The 17,276-nt window shown below is 59.1% G+C and carries 16 protein-coding genes; 3 read left to right on the forward strand and 13 right to left on the reverse strand.

Annotation, left to right across the window (positions count from 1 at the left end; translation table 11 throughout):
• Positions 1-84: 84 nt before the first annotated feature.
• Complete coding sequence (rpsU, locus tag BMY98_RS07765; RefSeq protein WP_002551877.1) at positions 85-300, reverse strand: 30S ribosomal protein S21; 216 nt, start codon at positions 298-300, stop codon at positions 85-87.
• 196 nt (positions 301-496) lie between these two features.
• Between rpsU and tsaD the strand changes: the two genes are divergently transcribed.
• Positions 497-1,522 (forward strand): tRNA (adenosine(37)-N6)-threonylcarbamoyltransferase complex transferase subunit TsaD, encoded by a 1,026-nt coding sequence (tsaD, locus tag BMY98_RS07770; RefSeq protein ID WP_074887092.1) that lies wholly within the window; start codon positions 497-499, stop codon positions 1,520-1,522.
• A 48-nt stretch (positions 1,523-1,570) separates the two neighbouring features.
• On the opposite strand, the gene plsY is transcribed toward tsaD, so the two are convergent.
• On the reverse strand, positions 1,571-2,140 hold the full coding sequence (gene plsY / locus BMY98_RS07775) for a glycerol-3-phosphate 1-O-acyltransferase PlsY (RefSeq protein ID WP_074886952.1): 570 nt from the start codon (positions 2,138-2,140) through the stop codon (positions 1,571-1,573).
• Between the two features lie 74 nt (positions 2,141-2,214).
• Between plsY and folB the strand changes: the two genes are divergently transcribed.
• Both folB and folK read left to right on the forward strand, forming a co-directional pair.
• The gene (folB, locus tag BMY98_RS07780) at positions 2,215-2,568 is read left to right on the forward strand and encodes a dihydroneopterin aldolase (RefSeq protein ID WP_074886956.1); all 354 of its coding nucleotides are present in this window, start codon (positions 2,215-2,217) and stop codon (positions 2,566-2,568) included.
• The gene (gene folK / locus BMY98_RS07785; RefSeq protein ID WP_074886959.1) at positions 2,559-3,086 is read left to right on the forward strand and encodes a 2-amino-4-hydroxy-6-hydroxymethyldihydropteridine diphosphokinase; all 528 of its coding nucleotides are present in this window, start codon (positions 2,559-2,561) and stop codon (positions 3,084-3,086) included. The genes folB and folK overlap by 10 nt, the downstream gene beginning before the upstream one ends.
• A gap of 46 nt (positions 3,087-3,132) precedes the next feature.
• On the opposite strand, the gene BMY98_RS07790 is transcribed toward folK, so the two are convergent.
• From BMY98_RS07790 to BMY98_RS07840, 11 genes are all read right to left on the reverse strand, one after another.
• The gene (locus tag BMY98_RS07790; RefSeq protein ID WP_074886962.1) at positions 3,133-4,362 is read right to left on the reverse strand and encodes a multifunctional CCA addition/repair protein; all 1,230 of its coding nucleotides are present in this window, start codon (positions 4,360-4,362) and stop codon (positions 3,133-3,135) included.
• A 70-nt stretch (positions 4,363-4,432) separates the two neighbouring features.
• Positions 4,433-5,995, reverse strand: a complete 1,563-nt coding sequence (locus BMY98_RS07795) for a SpoVR family protein (RefSeq protein ID WP_074886964.1) — start codon at positions 5,993-5,995, stop codon at positions 4,433-4,435.
• Complete coding sequence (locus BMY98_RS07800; RefSeq protein WP_074886967.1) at positions 5,992-7,263, reverse strand: YeaH/YhbH family protein; 1,272 nt, start codon at positions 7,261-7,263, stop codon at positions 5,992-5,994. The genes BMY98_RS07795 and BMY98_RS07800 overlap by 4 nt, the downstream gene beginning before the upstream one ends.
• Before the next feature lie 117 nt (positions 7,264-7,380).
• On the reverse strand, positions 7,381-9,303 hold the full coding sequence (locus BMY98_RS07805; protein ID WP_074886971.1) for a PrkA family serine protein kinase: 1,923 nt from the start codon (positions 9,301-9,303) through the stop codon (positions 7,381-7,383).
• Between the two features lie 287 nt (positions 9,304-9,590).
• Positions 9,591-9,911, reverse strand: a complete 321-nt coding sequence (gene glpE / locus BMY98_RS07810; protein ID WP_074886975.1) for a thiosulfate sulfurtransferase GlpE — start codon at positions 9,909-9,911, stop codon at positions 9,591-9,593.
• 60 nt (positions 9,912-9,971) lie between these two features.
• A complete protein-coding gene (locus tag BMY98_RS07815; protein ID WP_074886978.1) occupies positions 9,972-10,847 on the reverse strand; it encodes a symmetrical bis(5'-nucleosyl)-tetraphosphatase in 876 nt (291 codons plus the stop codon).
• Complete coding sequence (apaG, locus tag BMY98_RS07820; RefSeq protein WP_065991335.1) at positions 10,847-11,227, reverse strand: Co2+/Mg2+ efflux protein ApaG; 381 nt, start codon at positions 11,225-11,227, stop codon at positions 10,847-10,849. The genes BMY98_RS07815 and apaG overlap by 1 nt, the downstream gene beginning before the upstream one ends.
• Positions 11,228-11,345: 118 nt before the next feature.
• Positions 11,346-12,152, reverse strand: a complete 807-nt coding sequence (rsmA, locus tag BMY98_RS07825; RefSeq protein ID WP_074886981.1) for a 16S rRNA (adenine(1518)-N(6)/adenine(1519)-N(6))-dimethyltransferase RsmA — start codon at positions 12,150-12,152, stop codon at positions 11,346-11,348.
• Positions 12,149-13,138: a 4-hydroxythreonine-4-phosphate dehydrogenase PdxA gene (gene pdxA / locus BMY98_RS07830; protein ID WP_074886984.1), complete on the reverse strand. Its 990-nt coding sequence runs from the start codon at positions 13,136-13,138 to the stop codon at positions 12,149-12,151. Before pdxA ends, rsmA begins: the two co-directional genes overlap by 4 nt.
• Entirely contained in the window at positions 13,135-14,457 is a 1,323-nt protein-coding gene (locus BMY98_RS07835; RefSeq protein WP_074887093.1) for a peptidylprolyl isomerase, read from the reverse strand. The genes pdxA and BMY98_RS07835 overlap by 4 nt, the downstream gene beginning before the upstream one ends.
• Complete coding sequence (locus tag BMY98_RS07840; protein WP_074886987.1) at positions 14,438-17,221, reverse strand: LPS-assembly protein LptD; 2,784 nt, start codon at positions 17,219-17,221, stop codon at positions 14,438-14,440. Before BMY98_RS07840 ends, BMY98_RS07835 begins: the two co-directional genes overlap by 20 nt.
• Between the last annotated feature and the right edge of the window lie 55 nt (positions 17,222-17,276).

Here is a 17,276-nt window from a genome sequence, read left to right on the forward strand (position 1 = left end):
GTGATGCTTGAGGCTAAAACTGCAACTGCCGACAGCCCGGCTTTGAAGGCCGGGCAAGGCAGAAGCTTGCGTCAGACGCCTGTATTAATACAGACGAACGGCGCGGCGCTGTTCGCGCTGTACTTTCTTGGCGTGACGCTTAACAGCAGCTGCTGCTTTACGCTTACGCTCAGAAGTCGGCTTCTCGTAAAATTCGCGGCTACGAACTTCAGCCAGAACACCGGCTTTTTCGCAGGAGCGCTTGAAACGACGCAGAGCTACGTCGAAGGGTTCGTTCTCTTTAACTTTGACGGCTGGCATCCAGAGCTACCTTCATTCATTACCGGGGTCAACGCTTACTGCAACGCTTGCACTAAGTACGTCGGTTTTTAAGGGTTGCGGATGTTAACCCCTTGCTTCGCGGAATGCAAAGCCTCTGATCGAAAAGCACTGGTCGCAGGCATGAGCGGCGACTATTATGCGCGCCTTCGAATTCAGCCCCAACAAGGCGTACCCCATGCTAGTACTGGGAATGGAAACTTCCTGCGATGAGACCGGTGTCGCGCTGTACGACAGCGAACGCGGGCTGCTTGCCGATGCATTATTCAGCCAGATCGACCTGCACCGCGTCTATGGCGGCGTGGTCCCGGAGCTCGCCTCCCGTGACCACGTAAAACGCATGCTGCCCTTGATTCGTCAGGTGTTGGCCGAGGCCGACTGCGCCGTGACCCAGATCGATGCCATCGCTTATACCGCAGGCCCGGGGCTGGTAGGGGCTCTGCTGGTGGGGGCCTCATGCGCACAGGCTCTGGCGTTTGCGTGGGACATCCCGGCACTGGGTGTCCACCACATGGAAGGGCATTTGCTGGCACCGATGCTGGAGGAAAATCCCCCTGAGTTTCCGTTCGTCGCTTTGTTGGTTTCAGGCGGCCATACGCAGCTGGTTCGCGTCGATGGCATTGGTCTTTACGAGCTGCTTGGCGAAACCCTGGACGACGCCGCCGGCGAAGCCTTCGACAAAACCGCGAAGATGATGGGCCTGAATTACCCCGGCGGTCCGGAGATTTCACGTCTGGCGCAATCCGGTGTGGCCGGGCGTTTTGTTTTCCCGCGTCCGATGACGGACCGCCCCGGGCTGGATTTCAGCTTCAGCGGCTTGAAAACCTTCTCCCTGAACACCTGGCAGCAGTGCCAGAGCGCCGGGGACGACAGCGAGCAAACCCGTTGCGACATCTCGCTGGCCTTCCAGCAGGCGGTGGTGGACACTTTGACTATCAAGTGCAAACGCGCGCTGAAGCAGACCGGACTCAAGCGTCTGGTCATCGCCGGCGGCGTGAGCGCGAACAAGGCGTTGCGCCTGTCGCTGGAGCAGATGCTCGATGGCCTGGGTGGGAATGTCTATTACGCCAGGCCTGAGTTCTGCACCGACAACGGCGCGATGATCGCCTTTGCCGGCTGCCAGCGTTTGCAGGCAGGGCAGAGGGAAAGTCTGAGCATTACGGTTCAAGCGCGCTGGCCGATGGAGCAGTTGCCAGGTCTCTGATGGCAAGGCGGTGCAAGCGGCTGGATAGGGTCGTGACAGTGTGTCGCTTCAGAAATGCCGTTCGCGCCCGGCAAACAGGTCGCGTAGATTGCCCCGATGGCGCCAGACGATGAGCAGCGTTAACACACTCATCGGCAGCAAGGCGTGGGGTTCCTGCCATGCAAGCAGCGGCAACGTCAGCGGCGTGGCGATCAACGAGGCCAGTGAACTGGTGCGGGTCAGGTAGAACGTCAGCAGCCAGGCGCCGATGGCGAGCAGGGCGGCTGGCGGATATAACGCCAGCAACATGCCGGCGGCAGTGGCCACGCCCTTGCCGCCACGAAAACGGAAGTACAACGGGAACAGATGCCCCAGTACGGCGCACAGTCCGATCCAGGCTTGCAGCCGCGGGTCCAAGTCCAACCCTCTGGCAATCAGCACCGGAATCATGCCTTTGCAGACGTCGCCAATCAGGGTCAGCACGGCGAGTTTCTTGCCGGCCAGGCGCAGCATGTTGGTGGCGCCGGCGTTGCCCGAGCCACTGGCGCGCGGGTCCGGGCGACCGGTTATGCGGCTGATCAGGATGGCGAAGGACAGTGAGCCGAGCAGGTAGGCGAGGACCGCCAGTAACCAAAACATGGTAACCATTCCGGGCGAGGGTGCCTTGATTCTAACGGCGCATCGCGCCCTTGTCGTGCAGCGGAGAGATAGGCTTGGACAGAGTTTTCATTGAAGGTCTGGAGGTCGATACCGTCATCGGCGCCTACGACTGGGAGCGTGGCATTCGCCAGTGCCTGCGTCTGGACCTGAGTTTTGCCTGGGACAATCGGCCTGCAGCCGCAGGCGATGACCTGAGCAAAGCGCTCGATTACGCCAGTGTGTCCGCGCGGATTCAGGCATTCGCCGAAGCTTCTCAATTCCAGCTGGTCGAGACCTTTGCCGAGCGACTGGCCGAAGTGCTGATGAGCGAGTTCAACATTCCCTGGCTGCACCTCAAATTGACCAAGCCGGGAGCCGTGCCAGCGGCGAAGGGCGTTGGGGTGGAGATCGAGCGCGGATGTCGCTGACGCGGATTTTTCTGGGACTGGGCAGCAATATCGAGCGGGAGCGCCATCTGTGCGCCGGCCTCGACGCCCTTGCCGGCTTCCTCACCGACATGACCTGCTCGCCGGTGTTCGAAAGTCATCCGGTGGGGATCAAAAGCGGGCCATTTTTCAATCTTGTGGTTAGCGCGCTGACGGATCTGCCGCTGACTGAATTGGACCGCCGCCTCAAATTCATCGAAGCCGATAACGGCCGCTATGCCCCTGATCGCAAGGGTCTACCGCTGGATATCGACGTCCTTCTGTATGACGAGCAGGTCGGCAATTTCGACGGCCTGATTCTGCCCCGCGCCGAAATCCTCAAAAACGCGTTCGTGCTGTGGCCGTTGTCGCTGATAGCGCCGCAGCGTCTGCACCCTGAGGCCGGCGTGTCGTTCGCCCGGCTTTGGGCCGACGCGAACATCGATCAGAAACTTTGGCCGGTCGCCTTCGAATGGCGCGGTGAGCAACTCACCCCGGCCCTCCTGCTGGCTGCGGTATAACAGGCCTCCTACAGGGGGCTCCACTAAGCCGCAGCCAACTCGGCGCTTAGAGCTGATACGACGCCTTGTACACCTTCAGCGTATCCAGCCGCTCCCGCTTGAGCGCTTCGCCCAGTTGTTGGCCCTGAAAACCTTTCTCCAATAGCGGCTGAACCGCCACTTGCCGGGCCGCCTCGGCAGCACCGCGCAGATATTCGGCTTGCGGGTACGTGCGCTCCTCGAACCCCTTGCGGCCTCGGGCGTCCATTTCGCAGGCGGCGATGAATTCCTCGAAACGCTGCGGTCGGCGATACACGTCAAAGCTCTGCAGCAAATCCAGCAATGTCGACGGCTTCAATTCCAGCGCGCGATGGCCGTGGGTGTGGTATTCGCCCACCAGCAGCGCCAGTTCCTGACAGTCCCTTGGCACCTTAAAACGCTGGTTCATTGCCTTGATCGCTTTGAGCCCTTTGTGCTCATGGGCGATGTGGCGGGGCCATTCCTCTTGCGGCGTGAGTCCCTTGCCCAAGTCATGCAGCAGGCATGCCCAACGCACGCTTAGCGGCTGCCGGTGCACGGCAGACTGATGCAGTACGCTGAGGACGTGCACACCGGTGTCGATTTCAGGGTGATGGGCTTCCGGCTGAGGCACGCCAAACAGCGCGTCGACTTCTGGCATCAGCACTTTCAGGGCGCCGCATTCACGCAGGACCTCAATGAACACCTGGGGCTCTTTTTCCATCAGCGCGCGGGAAATTTCCTTCCAGCTGCGTTCCGGTGTCAGTGCTTCCAGTTCACCTGAGCTGCTCAGCTGACGCATGAGATCGAGGGTTTCCGGGGCGATAGTAAAACCATCAGGGGCATAGCGCGCAGCGAAGCGAGCCACGCGCAGGACACGCAGTGGATCTTCGGCGAACGCGGGGGAAACGTGACGCAATACTCGGGCTTCCAAGTCCTGCTGGCCGTGATAAGGATCAGTCAGTTGGCCGTTTTTGTCTTCGGCAATAGCATTGATGGTCAGGTCGCGGCGGATCAGATCCTGCTCCAGCGTGACGTCCGGATGGGCGTGAAAAACAAAGCCGCCGTAGCCTTTGCCGGTCTTGCGTTCGGTGCGGGCCAGCGCGTATTCCTCACCGGTCAGCGGATGCAGGAAGACCGGGAAATCCGTTCCCACCGGGCGGTAGCCCTTGACCAGCATCTCTTCGGTCGACGCACCCACTACTACCCAGTCGATATCAGTGACCGGTTTGCCAAGCAGGCGATCGCGTACTGCGCCGCCAACTTTATAAATCTGCATAAAAAAGCCTCCGTGAGGGCGACAGGATAAACCTTAAGTCGCGATCGCGGAGGCTGGAAACACTCAGGGTTTATAAGTGGACGACCGCCAGGTCCAGCCGGGGATATTCACTGTCAGCGTGTTCGCTTCTCGGCGGCACATGGTGGACTTTCATCACCTGGTCGCCTTGCAGCGTTTCCAGATGGATATCAAAACCCCACAGCCGATGCAGGTGCTTGAGCACTTCGTCCGTGGAGTCACCGAGGGGTTTGCGGTCGTGCTGCTGATGACGCAGGGTCAGCGAGCGGTCGCCGCGGCGGTCAATGCTGTAGATCTGCACGTTAGGTTCGCGGTTGCCGAGGTTGTATTGCGCGGCGAGGGTTTCACGAATCACCTTGTAGCCGGTTTCATCGTGAATGGCAGGCACGAGGAGATCGTCTTTCTGATCATCGTCGAGGATGCTGAACAACTTCAGGTCACGAATCACCTTGGGCGACAGGTACTGCAGGATGAAGCTCTCGTCCTTGAAACTGCTCATGGCAAACTTCACCGCCGTCAGCCAGTCGGTGCCGGCCAGATCAGGAAACCATTGACGGTCTTCCTCAGTCGGGTGCTCGCACATCCGCCGGATGTCCTGATACATCGCAAACCCCAGCGTGTAGGGATTGATACCGCTGTAGTAGGGACTGTCGAACCCAGGCTGGTAGACAACGCTGGTGTGAGAGGTCAGGAATTCCAGCATGAAGCCGTCAGTCACCAGCCCCTCGTCGTACAGATCATTCATAAGCGTGTAATGCCAGAACGTGGCCCAGCCCTCGTTCATCACCTGAGTCTGACGCTGCGGGTAAAAATACTGGGCGATCTTGCGCACGATGCGCACGACTTCACGCTGCCAGGGCTCCAGCAACGGTGCGTGTTTTTCGATGAAGTAGAGGATGTTTTCCTGAGGCTCGGCGGGGAAGCGTGAGAAATCCTCTTTGTCGTTCTTGCTCGCGCTTTTCGGAATCGTGCGCCACAGGTCGTTGATCTGCTTCTGCAGATGCTCCTCCCGGTCCTTCATGCGGCGGCGTTCTTCCTCCGCCGAAATCGGGTAGGGCCGCTTGTAGCGATCGACGCCGTAATTCATCAGCGCGTGGCAGGAATCCAGCAGATCCTCGACCGCATCGATCCCGTGACGCTCTTCGCACTGCATGATGTACTGCTTGGCGAACACGAGGTAATCGATGATCGAACTGGCGTCGGTCCAGGTACGGAACAGGTAGTTGCCCTTGAAGAAGCTGTTGTGCCCGTAGCAGGCATGGGCCACAACCAGCGCCTGCATGCAGATAGTGTTCTCTTCCATCAGATAGGCGATGCACGGGTCGGAGTTGATGACGATCTCGTAGGCCAGCCCCATCTGCCCGCGCGAGTAGGATTTTTCGGTACTAAGGAAGTGCTTGCCGTAGGACCAGTGGTGATAACCCAACGGCATGCCGACGGACGCATAGGCGTCCATCATCTGCTCGGCGGTGATCACTTCGATTTGGTTGGGGTAAGTGTCCAGCGCATAACGTTCGGCGATGCGGCTGATCTCCCGGTCGTACGCCTGGATCAGTTCGAACGTCCACTCTGAACCCGTGGAGAGGGGTTGGCGCTTCTGCTCTCTAGCGGTCATGTCACTAACCTGCGCTGGAAGAGTTCACGGAACACCGGATAGATATCACCGGCAGAGACCAGCTGCTGCTGGGCGAACGTGTCGGCGAAGGCTTCGCCGATGCGCTCGTATTCGAACCACAGCGCCTGATGTTCGCGCGGGGTGATTTCGACGTAGGTGTAGTACTGCACGAACGGCATGATCTGTTTGATCAGGATGTCGCGGCAAATGGGTGAGTCATCGTTCCAGTTGTCGCCATCCGAGGCTTGGGCTGCGTAGATATTCCATTCGTTGGTTGGGTATCGCTCGGCCATGATTTCCTGCATCAGCTTCAATGCGCTGGAGACGATGGTGCCGCCGGTTTCCCGTGAATAGAAAAACTCCTCTTCGTCGACTTCCCGCGCACTGGTGTGGTGGCGGATGAAGACGACCTCGATCTTGTCGTAGTTACGCTTGAGGAACAGGTACAGCAGGATGAAGAAGCGCTTTGCAATGTCCTTGGTCGCCTGGGTCATCGAGCCGGAAACATCCATCAGACAGAACATCACGGCTTTGGAGCTGGGGTTCGGCTGTTTGACAAGCAGGTTGTATTTGAGGTCAAAGGTGTCCAGATACGGGACGCGACGAATGCGCGCTTGAAGCTTCGCCGCTTCGATTTCCAGTTCCTGAATGTCACCGAAGTTGTCGGGCTCCTCGATCCTCAGCCGTTCAAGTTCAGCCTGAACCTGGCGGAGTTTGGCCCGGCTGCTGCCAGACAGCGCGATACGCCGCGCATGTGCCGAGCGCAATGTGCGGATGATGTTGATCCGTGAAGGGTTGCCTTCGTTACTGATGCCCGCGCGAACGGTCTTGAAGGTGTCAGTGCCGCTCAGGTTGCGCTTGACCAGATTGGGCAGCTCCAGGTCCTCGAACATGAATTCGAGAAATTCTTCCTGAGTGATCTGGAACACGAACTCATCCATGCCTTCGCCGGAATTGCCCGCCTTGCCAGGCCCTTTGCCACCGCCACCACCCTGAGGACGTGCGATGTGCTCACCGGTGGTGAACTCTTTGTTGCCCGGATGAACAACCGTTTGTTTGCCGCCGCGACCATGGTGCAACACCGGCTCGTCGATATCCCGCCCCGGAATGCTGATCTGTTCGCCGTGCTCCATGTCGGTGATAGAGCGCCGACTGACGGCTTCTTCAACTGCCTTCTTGATGTGGTCACGGTACCGGCGAAGAAAGCGCTGCCGATTTACCGTGCTCTTGTTCTTGCCATTGAGACGTCGGTCGATCACATAGCTCATAGGCCCCTCCGGGGAGCTTCAAGTTGTGAGCCCCAAGCTGCAAGTCGAAGCAGTCATCCGGAAATCAGATTTGATGTGCTTGTCCTTGCAGCTCGTAGCTTGACGCTTGCAGCTGCCTTACTGCGATTTCCGGACCCGTAGGTACCATTCGGAAAGAAGCCTTACCTGTTTATCGGTGTAGCCCCGCTCGACCATTCGTGTGACGAAGTCGTTGTGCTTCTGCTGATCCTCTTTACTGGCCTTGGCGTTGAAGCTGATGACTGGCAGCAGATCTTCGGTATTCGAGAACATTTTCTTCTCGATCACGACCCGCAGCTTCTCGTAGCTCAGCCATGTCGGGTTCTTGCCGTTGTTGTTGGCGCGGGCACGCAGCACGAAGTTGACGATCTCGTTGCGGAAGTCTTTCGGGTTGCTGATCCCCGCCGGTTTTTCGATCTTCTCCAGTTCTTCGTTCAGCGCAACGCGATTGAGGATCTCGCCGGTTTCCGGGTCGCGATATTCCTGGTCCTGAATCCAGAAGTCCGCATACAGCACGTAGCGGTCAAAAATGTTCTGACCGTACTCGCTGTAAGACTCTAGGTACGCGGTCTGGATTTCCTTGCCAATGAACTCGATGTAGCGCGGCGCCAGATATTCCTTGATGAAGCGCAGATACCGCTCGCGGGTTTCAGCCTGGAACTGCTCCTGCTCAATCTGCTGCTCCAGCACGTAAAGCAAGTGAACCGGGTTGGCGGCGATTTCGTGAGGATCGAAGTTGAAGACCTTCGACAGGATCTTGAACGCAAACCGTGTTGAGAGGCCGTTCATGCCTTCGTCGACACCGGCGCTGTCGCGGTACTCCTGAATCGACTTGGCTTTGGGGTCGGTGTCCTTGAGGTTCTCGCCGTCGTAGACCCTCATCTTCGAATAGATGTTGGAGTTGTCCGGCTCTTTAAGCCGCGACAGGACGGTGAACTGCGCGAGCATTTTCAGGGTGTCGGGCGCGCAATGGGCTTTGGCCAGTGAGCTGTTGAAAAGCAACTTGTCGTAAATCTTGATCTCGTCACTGGTCCGCAGGCAGTACGGCACCTTGACGATGTAGATCCGGTCGATGAAGGCTTCGTTGTTCTTGTTGTTGCGGAAGCTGTGCCATTCCGACTCGTTGGAGTGGGCCAGCAGAATACCGGTGAACGGAATCGCGCCCAGGCCTTCGGTACTGTTGTAGTTACCTTCTTGGGTGGCGGTCAGCAGCGGGTGGAGCACCTTGATTGGCGCCTTGAACATTTCCACGAATTCCATCAGGCCCTGGTTGGCCCGGCACAGCGCGCCCGAATAGCTGTAAGCGTCGGCGTCGTTCTGTGGGTATTCCTCGAGCTTGCGGATATCGACCTTGCCCACCAGCGCCGAAATGTCCTGGTTGTTCTCGTCCCCGGGCTCGGTTTTGGCGACGGCGATCTGGTTAAGAATGGAGGGGTAGAGCTTCACCACCTTGAATTGACTGATGTCGCCGCCGAACTCGGCCAGTCGTTTGGTCGCCCAGGGCGACATGATGGTGTTCAGGTACCGGCGCGGGATGCCGTAGTCCTCTTCGAGGATCGTCCCGTCTTCGGTGGGTTTGAAGAGGCCCAAAGGAGATTCGAAAACCGGCGACCCTTTGATGGCGTAGAACGGTACTTTTTCGACCAGCGTTTTGAGTTTTTCAGCCAGGGACGACTTGCCGCCACCTACCGGGCCGAGCAGGTAAAGGATCTGTTTCTTCTCTTCCAGGCCCTGCGCGGCGTGGCGGAAGTACGAGACGATTTGCTCGATGCAGTCCTCCATGCCGTGGAAATCCTCGAACGCCGGATAGCGCCGAATGACCTTGTTGGAGAAGATTCTGGACAGCCTGGAATTGGTCGAAGTGTCGAACAACTCAGGCTCACCGATGGCCATCAGCAAACGTTCTGCGGCGGAAGCGTATGCGCTGCGGTCGGTTTTGCAGAGCTCCAGATACTCCTGTAGCGAGAGCTCTTCCTGCCGTGTCGATTCAAAGCGTTGTTGGAAGTGGCTAAAAATACTCATGACGTCACCTCGCTCGATACGTGGAGCCGGCGACGGATCGTCAGTCGATGCTGGATGGAAGCCGATCACGCGGCTGCCATTACCCCCCAAACACCATAAAAGTAGCTACCGATGACCCACGCGCCGGTGTACCGGCTCTCCCCTGATTCGGATGGCCTGAGGCTAAGAGTAGTTCGGATTCGGGCACAGAAAGAAGCAATGGGGATGAAGAGGGCATACCCGTTCGTCAGATGAGGGCGCGAGCCCGCGTAGGACGCGGGATAGCGGTCAGCAAAAATATTTTTCGATCAGCCTTGCGCGGTTTCTTCAGGAAATTTGCTTTTCCACAACTCGAAACCGCCATCCATGCTGTAGACCTCGGAGAAGCCCTGACCTACAAGATAGGCTGCTGCACTCTGGCTGGAGTTGCCGTGATAGCAGAGGACGACCAGGGGTTTATCCAGATCGGCCTGGCGAATGAAGTCGGCGATGGAATGGTTGTCGAGGTGATGGGAATCCGGGATGTGCTGGGTCGCGTAGGTCTGCGCGTCACGCACGTCCACCAGCACGGCGCCTTGTTCGCGCAGGGCATGGACTTGTTCGGGTGAAATGCGTTTGAAGTCAGTCATGGCTCGGGCTCCTGGGCCGTCGGGTCCTCGAACGGTCGAGAACGTAGTGAGATCTTACTGCTACAGTGGAACGGGCTCGCTGACGGGGAATGCCGCAGGGGCGGGTGCCTTCGCGTTGCCATGCTCGTCGCATTCGCAGCGAATCAGCGCGCGAGTGTCGACATTAAGCAGCGTCATCGCGCCGCCCCAGACACAGCCCGTGTCCAGCGCATACACACCGGGTTCGTCACATCGGCCTTCAAGCGCGGCCCAGTGCCCGAAAATGATACTTACACCTTTGGTCTTGCGCTCTTTGTGCTTGAACCATGGCGCGTAACCGGCCGGCGCGCTATCGAGGCCTTCCTTGCTCTTGAGGTCGAGCTTGCCGTCGCTGGTGCAAAAACGCATGCGCGTGAAGTAATTGGTGATGACGCGCAGTCGGGTGACGCCCTGCAGATCCTTGTCCCACTTCGCAGGCTCGTTGCCGTACATGCCGTCGAGAAAGGGTTCGAACCGATTGTCATCGCGCAACGCCTGTTCCACTTCCTCGGCGCAGCGCAGCGCCTTTTTCAGTGTCCATTGCGGCGGGATCCCGGCATGCACCAGTGCGACGTCGCGCTCGGCATCGTAATGCATCAGCTTCTGCTGGCGCAGCCAGTCGAGCAGCTCGACGGCGTCCGGGGCTTCCAGAATCTCCCGCAGCGTGTCGCCTTTCTTCAGGCGCTCGATATTGCGGCCGGCCGCCAGCAGGTGCAGGTCATGATTGCCCAGCACGCAGACGATCGAGTCGCGCATGGCGTAGAGGTAACGCAGGGTTTCCAGTGATTGCGGTCCTCGGTTGACGAGGTCGCCGACCAGCCAGAGCGTGTCTTTGCCGGGCTCGAATGCAACGCGCTCGAGCAGGCACTTCAGCGGTTCAAGGCAGCCTTGCAGGTCACCGACTGCGTAGACCGCCATCAGTGAAGCGCCCCCGGGACGGCCAGACGGAACGGGGCGATGACAGCGTCGAAGCGCTTGCCGTCTTCTCCGAGCATTTGATAAGTACCCTGCATGTTGCCCACCTTGGTGGTCATCACGGTACCGCTGGTGTAGGTGTGGCTTTGTCCAGGCTGTATCAGCGGCTGCTGGCCTACGACGCCGTCGCCGCGAACCTCTTCAACCTGACCGTCGCCGTCGGTGATCACCCAATGGCGTGACAGCAACTTTGCGGGCAGTTCGCCGTTGTTGTGTACGGTGATGGTGTAGGCGAAGGCGAAGCGATTGTGCTCAGGCTGCGATTGTTCTGCTAGGAAACGGGTCTCGACGCTGACGTCGACCTGGTAACGAGAATCAGACATGCAAGAGGCCTTAAAAGCGAAAGCGGGGAAAGCCGGAAGTGGCCAGGTTGAAAGTCAGTCTAGGACATGTCACGGATAAGCAAGCACTGAGGCTTTGACCGGACATGTCCCGAGAAGGTCAGGCGACGGCAGGCTTTTCGGTGAGCTTGTCGGCCAGGCGCACAAACGCCGCGAGGTCCAGCTGCTCCGGACGCAGGCTGCCATCGACACCGGCTTCGGTGATCTCTTCGCTGGTCAGCAGGGCTTTCAATGTATTGCGCAGTGTCTTGCGGCGCTGGTTGAACGCTTCACGGACGACGCGCTCAAGCACGCGGTGATCCTTGGCCGGGTGCGGCAAGGTTTCGTGGGGCACCAGACGAACGATGGCGGAATCCACTTTTGGCGGCGGATTGAATGCACCGGGGCCGACGTTGAACAGATGTTCTACGCGGCAGTGATACTGAACCATGATCGACAGGCGACCCCAATCACCGCCGCCCGGACCTGCCGCGAGACGCTCCACCACTTCTTTCTGCAGCATGAAGTGCATGTCGCGGATCAGGTGGGCGTTCTGCAGCAGATGGAAAATCAGCGGCGTCGAGATGTTGTACGGCAGGTTACCGACGACACGCAGGCTGTTCGGTGCAGCATTCAGGCTGGTGAAGTCGAACTTCAGCGCGTCACCCTGATGCAGGCTGAAGTTCGGTTTGCTGCCGAACTGATGCATGAGGATCGGCACGAGGTCTTTGTCGAGCTCGACGACGTCCAGTTGCGCGCCGCTGCTCAGCAGGCCTGCGGTCAGTGCACCTTGCCCCGGGCCGATTTCCAGCATGCGGTCTTCGGCCTTGGCACGAATGGAGCGCAGGATCTTGTCGATCACGCCACCGTCATGCAGGAAGTTCTGGCCAAAACGCTTGCGCGCCTTGTGTTGGTATTGCTCGTTCATGAATGGGTCTCGGCCATCTGATAGGCGGTTTCCAGAGCGACCCTGAGGCTGCCGGTGTCGATCTTGCCGGTGCCCGCCAGATCCAGCGCCGTGCCGTGATCCACGGAGGTGCGAATGATCGGCAGGCCCAGCGTGATGTTGACCGCGGCGCCGAAGCCTTTGTACTTCAGCACGGGCAGGCCCTGGTCGTGGTACATCGCCAGCACTGCGTCGCAGTGCTCCAGATATTTGGGGGTGAAGAGCGTGTCGGCAGGCAGCGGGCCATGTAAATCCAGGCCCTCGCTGCGCAGACGCGCCAGAGTAGGTTCGATGATGTCGATTTCTTCGCGGCCCAGGTGGCCGCTCTCACCAGCGTGCGGGTTCAGTCCGCAGACCAGAATTCGCGGGCGGGCGATGCCGAACTTGTTGACCAGATCCGCGTGCAGGATGCGCGTCACGCGCTCCAGCCGTTCAACGGTTATTGCGTCGGCAACGTCACGCAGGGGCAGGTGAGTGGTCACCAGCGCCACGCGCAGATCACCGGTTGCCAGCATCATCACCACTTGTTCGGTGTGGGTCAGCTCGGCAAGGAATTCAGTGTGTCCGGAGAACGCGATGCCGCTGTCGTTGATCACGCCCTTGTGCACGGGTGCCGTGATCATGCCCGCGAAGTGCCCGTCCAGGCAGCCCTGGCCGGCGCGGGTCAGGGTGTCGAGCACGAAACTGCCGTTGGCTTTGTCGAGCTGGCCGGCAATCACTGGCGCCTGAACCGGGGTGTCCCACACATACAGACTGCCAGCGGGGGCGGGCGAATCGGGCCAGGCGGCGGGGGTGACGGGAATCAGACTGACAGCCACGCCCAACTGGACGGCCCGCTCGGTGAGCAGGTCGCAGCTGGTAATGGCAATCAGGGGATGGGGCTGGGACTGCGCGGCGAGCAGCAGGCAAAGGTCAGGACCAATGCCGGCCGGCTCGCCGGGTGTCAGGGCGAAACGCTGGGGTTTCACTTGGCCGCCTGATCAGCTCCGGGGAGCTTGATCTCGACGTAGGCTTCATCACGGATCTGACGCAGCCAGGTTTGCAGTTCTTCGTCGTACTTGCGGTTACGCAGCACGGTCATCGCCTGTTGCTCACGGGCCTGACTGGTGCTGTCAGTCGAGCGACGGCCGAGGACTTCCAGAACGTGCCAGCCGAATTGGGTCTCGAACGGCTTGGACACGACACCCTGAGGCGTCTCGTTCATGACGTCGCGGAACTCTGGAACCAGCGAGCGCGGGTCAACCCAGTTCATGTCGCCACCGTTGAGCGCCGATCCCGGGTCTTCCGAGAAGCTCTTCGCCAGTTCGCTAAAGTCTTCGCCATTCTGGATGCGGTCGTATATACGTTGCGCCAGCAGCTTGGTCTCGGCTGGACTGCGGATTTCGCTTGGCTTGATCAGGATATGACGGACGTGAACCTCGTCGCGCATCTGGGTCTGAGTCTCGCCGCCGCGTTTCTCCAGCAGTTTCAGGATGATGAAGCCGCCCGGTGTGCGTGCAGGAGGGGTGACCTCACCTGGACGCATCGACGACAGCATGTCGCCGAACGGAGGCGGCAGTTGAGCGGCTTTACGCCAGCCCATGTCGCCACCGTCCAGTGCGCTTTCGCTGGCGGACGACGCAATCGCCATCTGCTCGAAGTTCGCACCCTGTTGCAGCTTGCCATAAAGGTCCTTGGCTTTGGCTGCAGCGGCCTGGATCTGATCCGACGATGCACTGTCCGGCGTCGGGATCAAAATGTTGGCCAGGTGGAATTCTTCGGAAAACTGAGCTTTGCCCATGTCGGAAGCGAGGAAGTTTTTCACTTCCTGCTCCGAGACCTGAATGCGCTCGGCAACCCGGCGCTGACGCACACGGCTGATGATCATTTCCCGGCGGATCTGCTCACGTGCGCTGGTGTAGGACAGCCCGTCGTGGGTCAATGCAGCCTTGAACTGATCAACACTCATGTTGTTGCGCTGAGCGATGGTGGCAACCGCCTGGTTCAGTTCTTCATCGCTGATGCGAATGCCGGAGCGTTCGCCGATCTGAATCTGCAGGTTTTCCAGGATCAGACGATCCAGAACCTGAGGCTCCAGTGCGCTGGCCGGCGGAACGCCTTGCCCGCGCTTGGCGATGGTTTGCTGAACCTCACGGGTGCGCTGGTCGAGCTGGCTTTGCATGACCACGTCGTTGTCGACGATGGCAACTACCTTGTCGATGGTGCGCACTTCAGCGTGCGCAACAGTACCGATAAGCAGCGCGCCCAGCATCAGCGGGCGCAGACAATCAGAAAGCTTGGTCTTCACGTTCACGATAACCTTGGATGCCTTTGTCGAGGAAGCTTTCAACTTTTTGGCCAACAACGCCGCCAAGTCCCTTCAACACGATTTGTAGGAAGACGCCGCGGTCGCCTTTTTCGTTTTGCGCAACCTCTTGGGTCGTTTCGTCGTAATCGACCCAGTAACGGTTGATCAGACGCAACTTCCAGCAGCAGTTGTCATATTCAAAACCACCAAAGGCTTCGAGGGTACGGTCGCGGTTGTAATCGAACTGCCAGCGCGCGATTGCACTCCATTGCGGCGCAACCGGCCAGATAACAGAGAAGTCATGCTGCTGGATTTTGTAGTAATCCTTGATGACTGAGCCGTCCGGAAGTACCGCGTCGCCGCCGCCGACTGTCCAGCGACCAGTTGTCTGGTCGTAACGGACCTGATCGTTACGATAGCGATAGCCGGCGTTGATGATCTTGCCCGGTTCGTCTTCAGGCTGGTAATGGAACATCGCGCTGCCCGAACGAGTGCTGCGGCTGTCTGGATCCCAATTGAAATCGGAGTTCAGGCGCCAGTCGCGGTTGAAGCGGTATTCGTACTCAAGTGCATAAGGTGACACGTCGGACTGAGCATCTTTGCGGTCTTCGAAGGAAATACCTGGGAGTTGCACCTTGCGATCCGCAAAGTACACCGCCTGACCAATGCTCACGCGCTGACGTTCGAAACCGTTGTCTTCGATCCAGCGGTTGGTCACGCCCAGCGACAGTTTGTTTTCGTCACCGATACGGTCGGAGCCGACGAAACGGTTGTCGCGGAACAGCGAGGCGTAGTTGAACGTGGTTTCACCCGAGTCGAAAACCGGAATGTCGGTCTGATCTTTCTCTGGAACGTAGAGGTAGTACGCACGAGGTTCCAGCGTCTGACGGTAGTTTTTACCGAACCAGTTGGTGTTGCGATCAAAGTACAAGCCGCTGTCGACGCTGAAGATCGGAACGCTGCGATTCTCGCTACTGCGGTATGTCTCATCGGCCAGCAACGTACGTTTGCCCTGCGCGTCCAGGTCCAGATCGTACTGGGTGTAAACGTATTTAAGCTTAGGCGTTACAAAACCGTAGCTCGCGGTCAGCGGCAGGCTGATCGAAGGCGCCAGGTTCAGACGATCGCCGTTTGCACGCGCCAGCCCGGAAACGTTTGTGTCGAGGCGATTGCTGAGGATGCCGTCTTCGTCGCTGTACTGGCCATTACGCAGATCACGATCAAAGCGAACCAGCTCGGTCTCGTAATCGAACTTGAAGCCTTCGGGACGATACGGCAGCGTACCGTTCAGCGTTAGCTGAGGCAGGCGGGCATAAGGCGTGATTTGTGTAATGGTGGTCAGCTGATACTGCTGGGCATTCAGCGTGGCGGTGTAGCTGTCGCCACGGTAGTAGAGCGCACCTTGCTGATTCAGGAAGTCGTGATTCGTAACGCCTTCCTGACCGCTTTTCAGATCCTTAAAGTAGTAAGGATCACTGACCTTGGTGTAGTCGATCTTGCTGGTCAGACGCGAATCCAGACCGCTGCGATCTTGCCAGTTGATCAACCAGCGGGTGTCTTTGTAGTCCGACTGCAGCTTGCGATCGTCGTTGTCGTCGTTCAGGTAAGCCGCACCGAACTGACCTTCGCTGGTCTTGGTCAGGTAACGGAACTCGCCTTCCAGCAACATGCCACGCTTGGCCATGTAGGTCGGGTACAACGTGGCGTCGTAGTTTGGCGCCAGGTTGAAGTAGTACGGGGTGAGCAACGAGAAGCCCGTGTCGGTGTTCGTGCCGATGGTCGGTGGCAGGAAACCGGACTGGCGACGGTCGTCGATCGGGAAGTAGATGTACGGCGTGTACAGGATCGGAATGTCATGAACGCGCAGCGTGGCGTTGGTGGCAGTACCGAAACCGGTGGCCGGGTTCAGGGTGATGTTGTTGCCCTTCACGGTCCACGCGTTGCTGTTCGGTTCGCACGTGGTGTACGTGCCGTCCTTCAAACGGATGATCGCGTTCTCCGCGCGACGCGCATACAGCGCGTTACCGCGAACGTTGTTTTTGTGCAGCACGTACTCGGCGTTGTCGACTTTGGCTTCGCCGGTATCGAGCTGGACTTCAGCGTGGTCGCCGACGATCAGGGCGCCGTTGTCGCGCAAACGGACATCGCCGTTCAGCTCGCCACGGTTCTCGGCCTGATGCAGGCTGGCTTCGTCAGCCTCGACCTGCATGCTGCCCTGGCGCAGGACGACGTCACCGGCCAGGGTCGCAACCTGTTCTTCCTGCTGATAACGCGAAGCCTTGGCGCCGATGAAAGTCGGTGCGTCGCTCTTCGGCGTCTTGTCGTCCATGCCCGGACGGATCGGTTCGATGTAGGCGCCCGAGCAGTACGGACCGGTCTCAGCCAGTTGGGCTGCGGTCAGCTTCTCGCGCGGAACCCAGTCCAGGTGACTGTAATCGGCACTTCGCGACTTCAGGCCACGGCCCTTGGCCTCGGTGACCAGCATCGTTTTGGGCACGACTTCGCCATCGGAGGTGGTGGTCGTCTGAGCGCCATCTGCCGTGTTGCTGTTGGACGAAACACTGTTGGCGTCGTGCACGGGGCGCGGAGGCAACTGGGCTGCGTTGGTTTTCGGAGAGCAATCCCATGCACCTGTTGCAGACACCGAGCAGTCATACTGTTCGGCGGCAACCACATAGGGGACGGCCAGGGGTTGCATCGCCAGCAAACTGCCGGTTACGAGCAACGGAAATTTTTTACGAAACGCGGGGGATTTCAATGCCATCTTATTAGTCCGGGCTTCCTGCGCGCCATCTGCCCGCGGGGGGGCCGCACGCCTC

Origin of the sequence: Pseudomonas graminis, from assembly GCF_900111735.1 — a bacterium.
GTDB lineage: Bacteria > Pseudomonadota > Gammaproteobacteria > Pseudomonadales > Pseudomonadaceae > Aquipseudomonas > Aquipseudomonas graminis.

Bases quoted from the DNA above. Each gene is read 5' to 3' on its own strand.
- BMY98_RS07805 (WP_074886971.1), bottom strand. From the start codon at position 9,303: ATGAGTATTTTTAGCCACTTCCAACAACGCTTTGAATCGACACGGCAG.
- BMY98_RS07800 (WP_074886967.1), bottom strand. From the start codon at position 7,263: ATGAGCTATGTGATCGACCGACGTCTCAATGGCAAGAACAAGAGCACG.
- BMY98_RS07840 (WP_074886987.1), bottom strand. From the start codon at position 17,221: ATGGCATTGAAATCCCCCGCGTTTCGTAAAAAATTTCCGTTGCTCGTA.
- rsmA (WP_074886981.1), bottom strand. From the start codon at position 12,152: ATGAACGAGCAATACCAACACAAGGCGCGCAAGCGTTTTGGCCAGAAC.
- plsY (WP_074886952.1), bottom strand. From the start codon at position 2,140: ATGTTTTGGTTACTGGCGGTCCTCGCCTACCTGCTCGGCTCACTGTCC.
- apaG (WP_065991335.1), bottom strand. From the start codon at position 11,227: ATGTCTGATTCTCGTTACCAGGTCGACGTCAGCGTCGAGACCCGTTTC.
- tsaD (WP_074887092.1), top strand. From the start codon at position 497: ATGCTAGTACTGGGAATGGAAACTTCCTGCGATGAGACCGGTGTCGCG.
- glpE (WP_074886975.1), bottom strand. From the start codon at position 9,911: ATGACTGACTTCAAACGCATTTCACCCGAACAAGTCCATGCCCTGCGC.
- rpsU (WP_002551877.1), bottom strand. From the start codon at position 300: ATGCCAGCCGTCAAAGTTAAAGAGAACGAACCCTTCGACGTAGCTCTG.
- folK (WP_074886959.1), top strand. From the start codon at position 2,559: ATGTCGCTGACGCGGATTTTTCTGGGACTGGGCAGCAATATCGAGCGG.
- BMY98_RS07790 (WP_074886962.1), bottom strand. From the start codon at position 4,362: ATGCAGATTTATAAAGTTGGCGGCGCAGTACGCGATCGCCTGCTTGGC.
- BMY98_RS07815 (WP_074886978.1), bottom strand. From the start codon at position 10,847: ATGGCGGTCTACGCAGTCGGTGACCTGCAAGGCTGCCTTGAACCGCTG.
- BMY98_RS07795 (WP_074886964.1), bottom strand. From the start codon at position 5,995: ATGACCGCTAGAGAGCAGAAGCGCCAACCCCTCTCCACGGGTTCAGAG.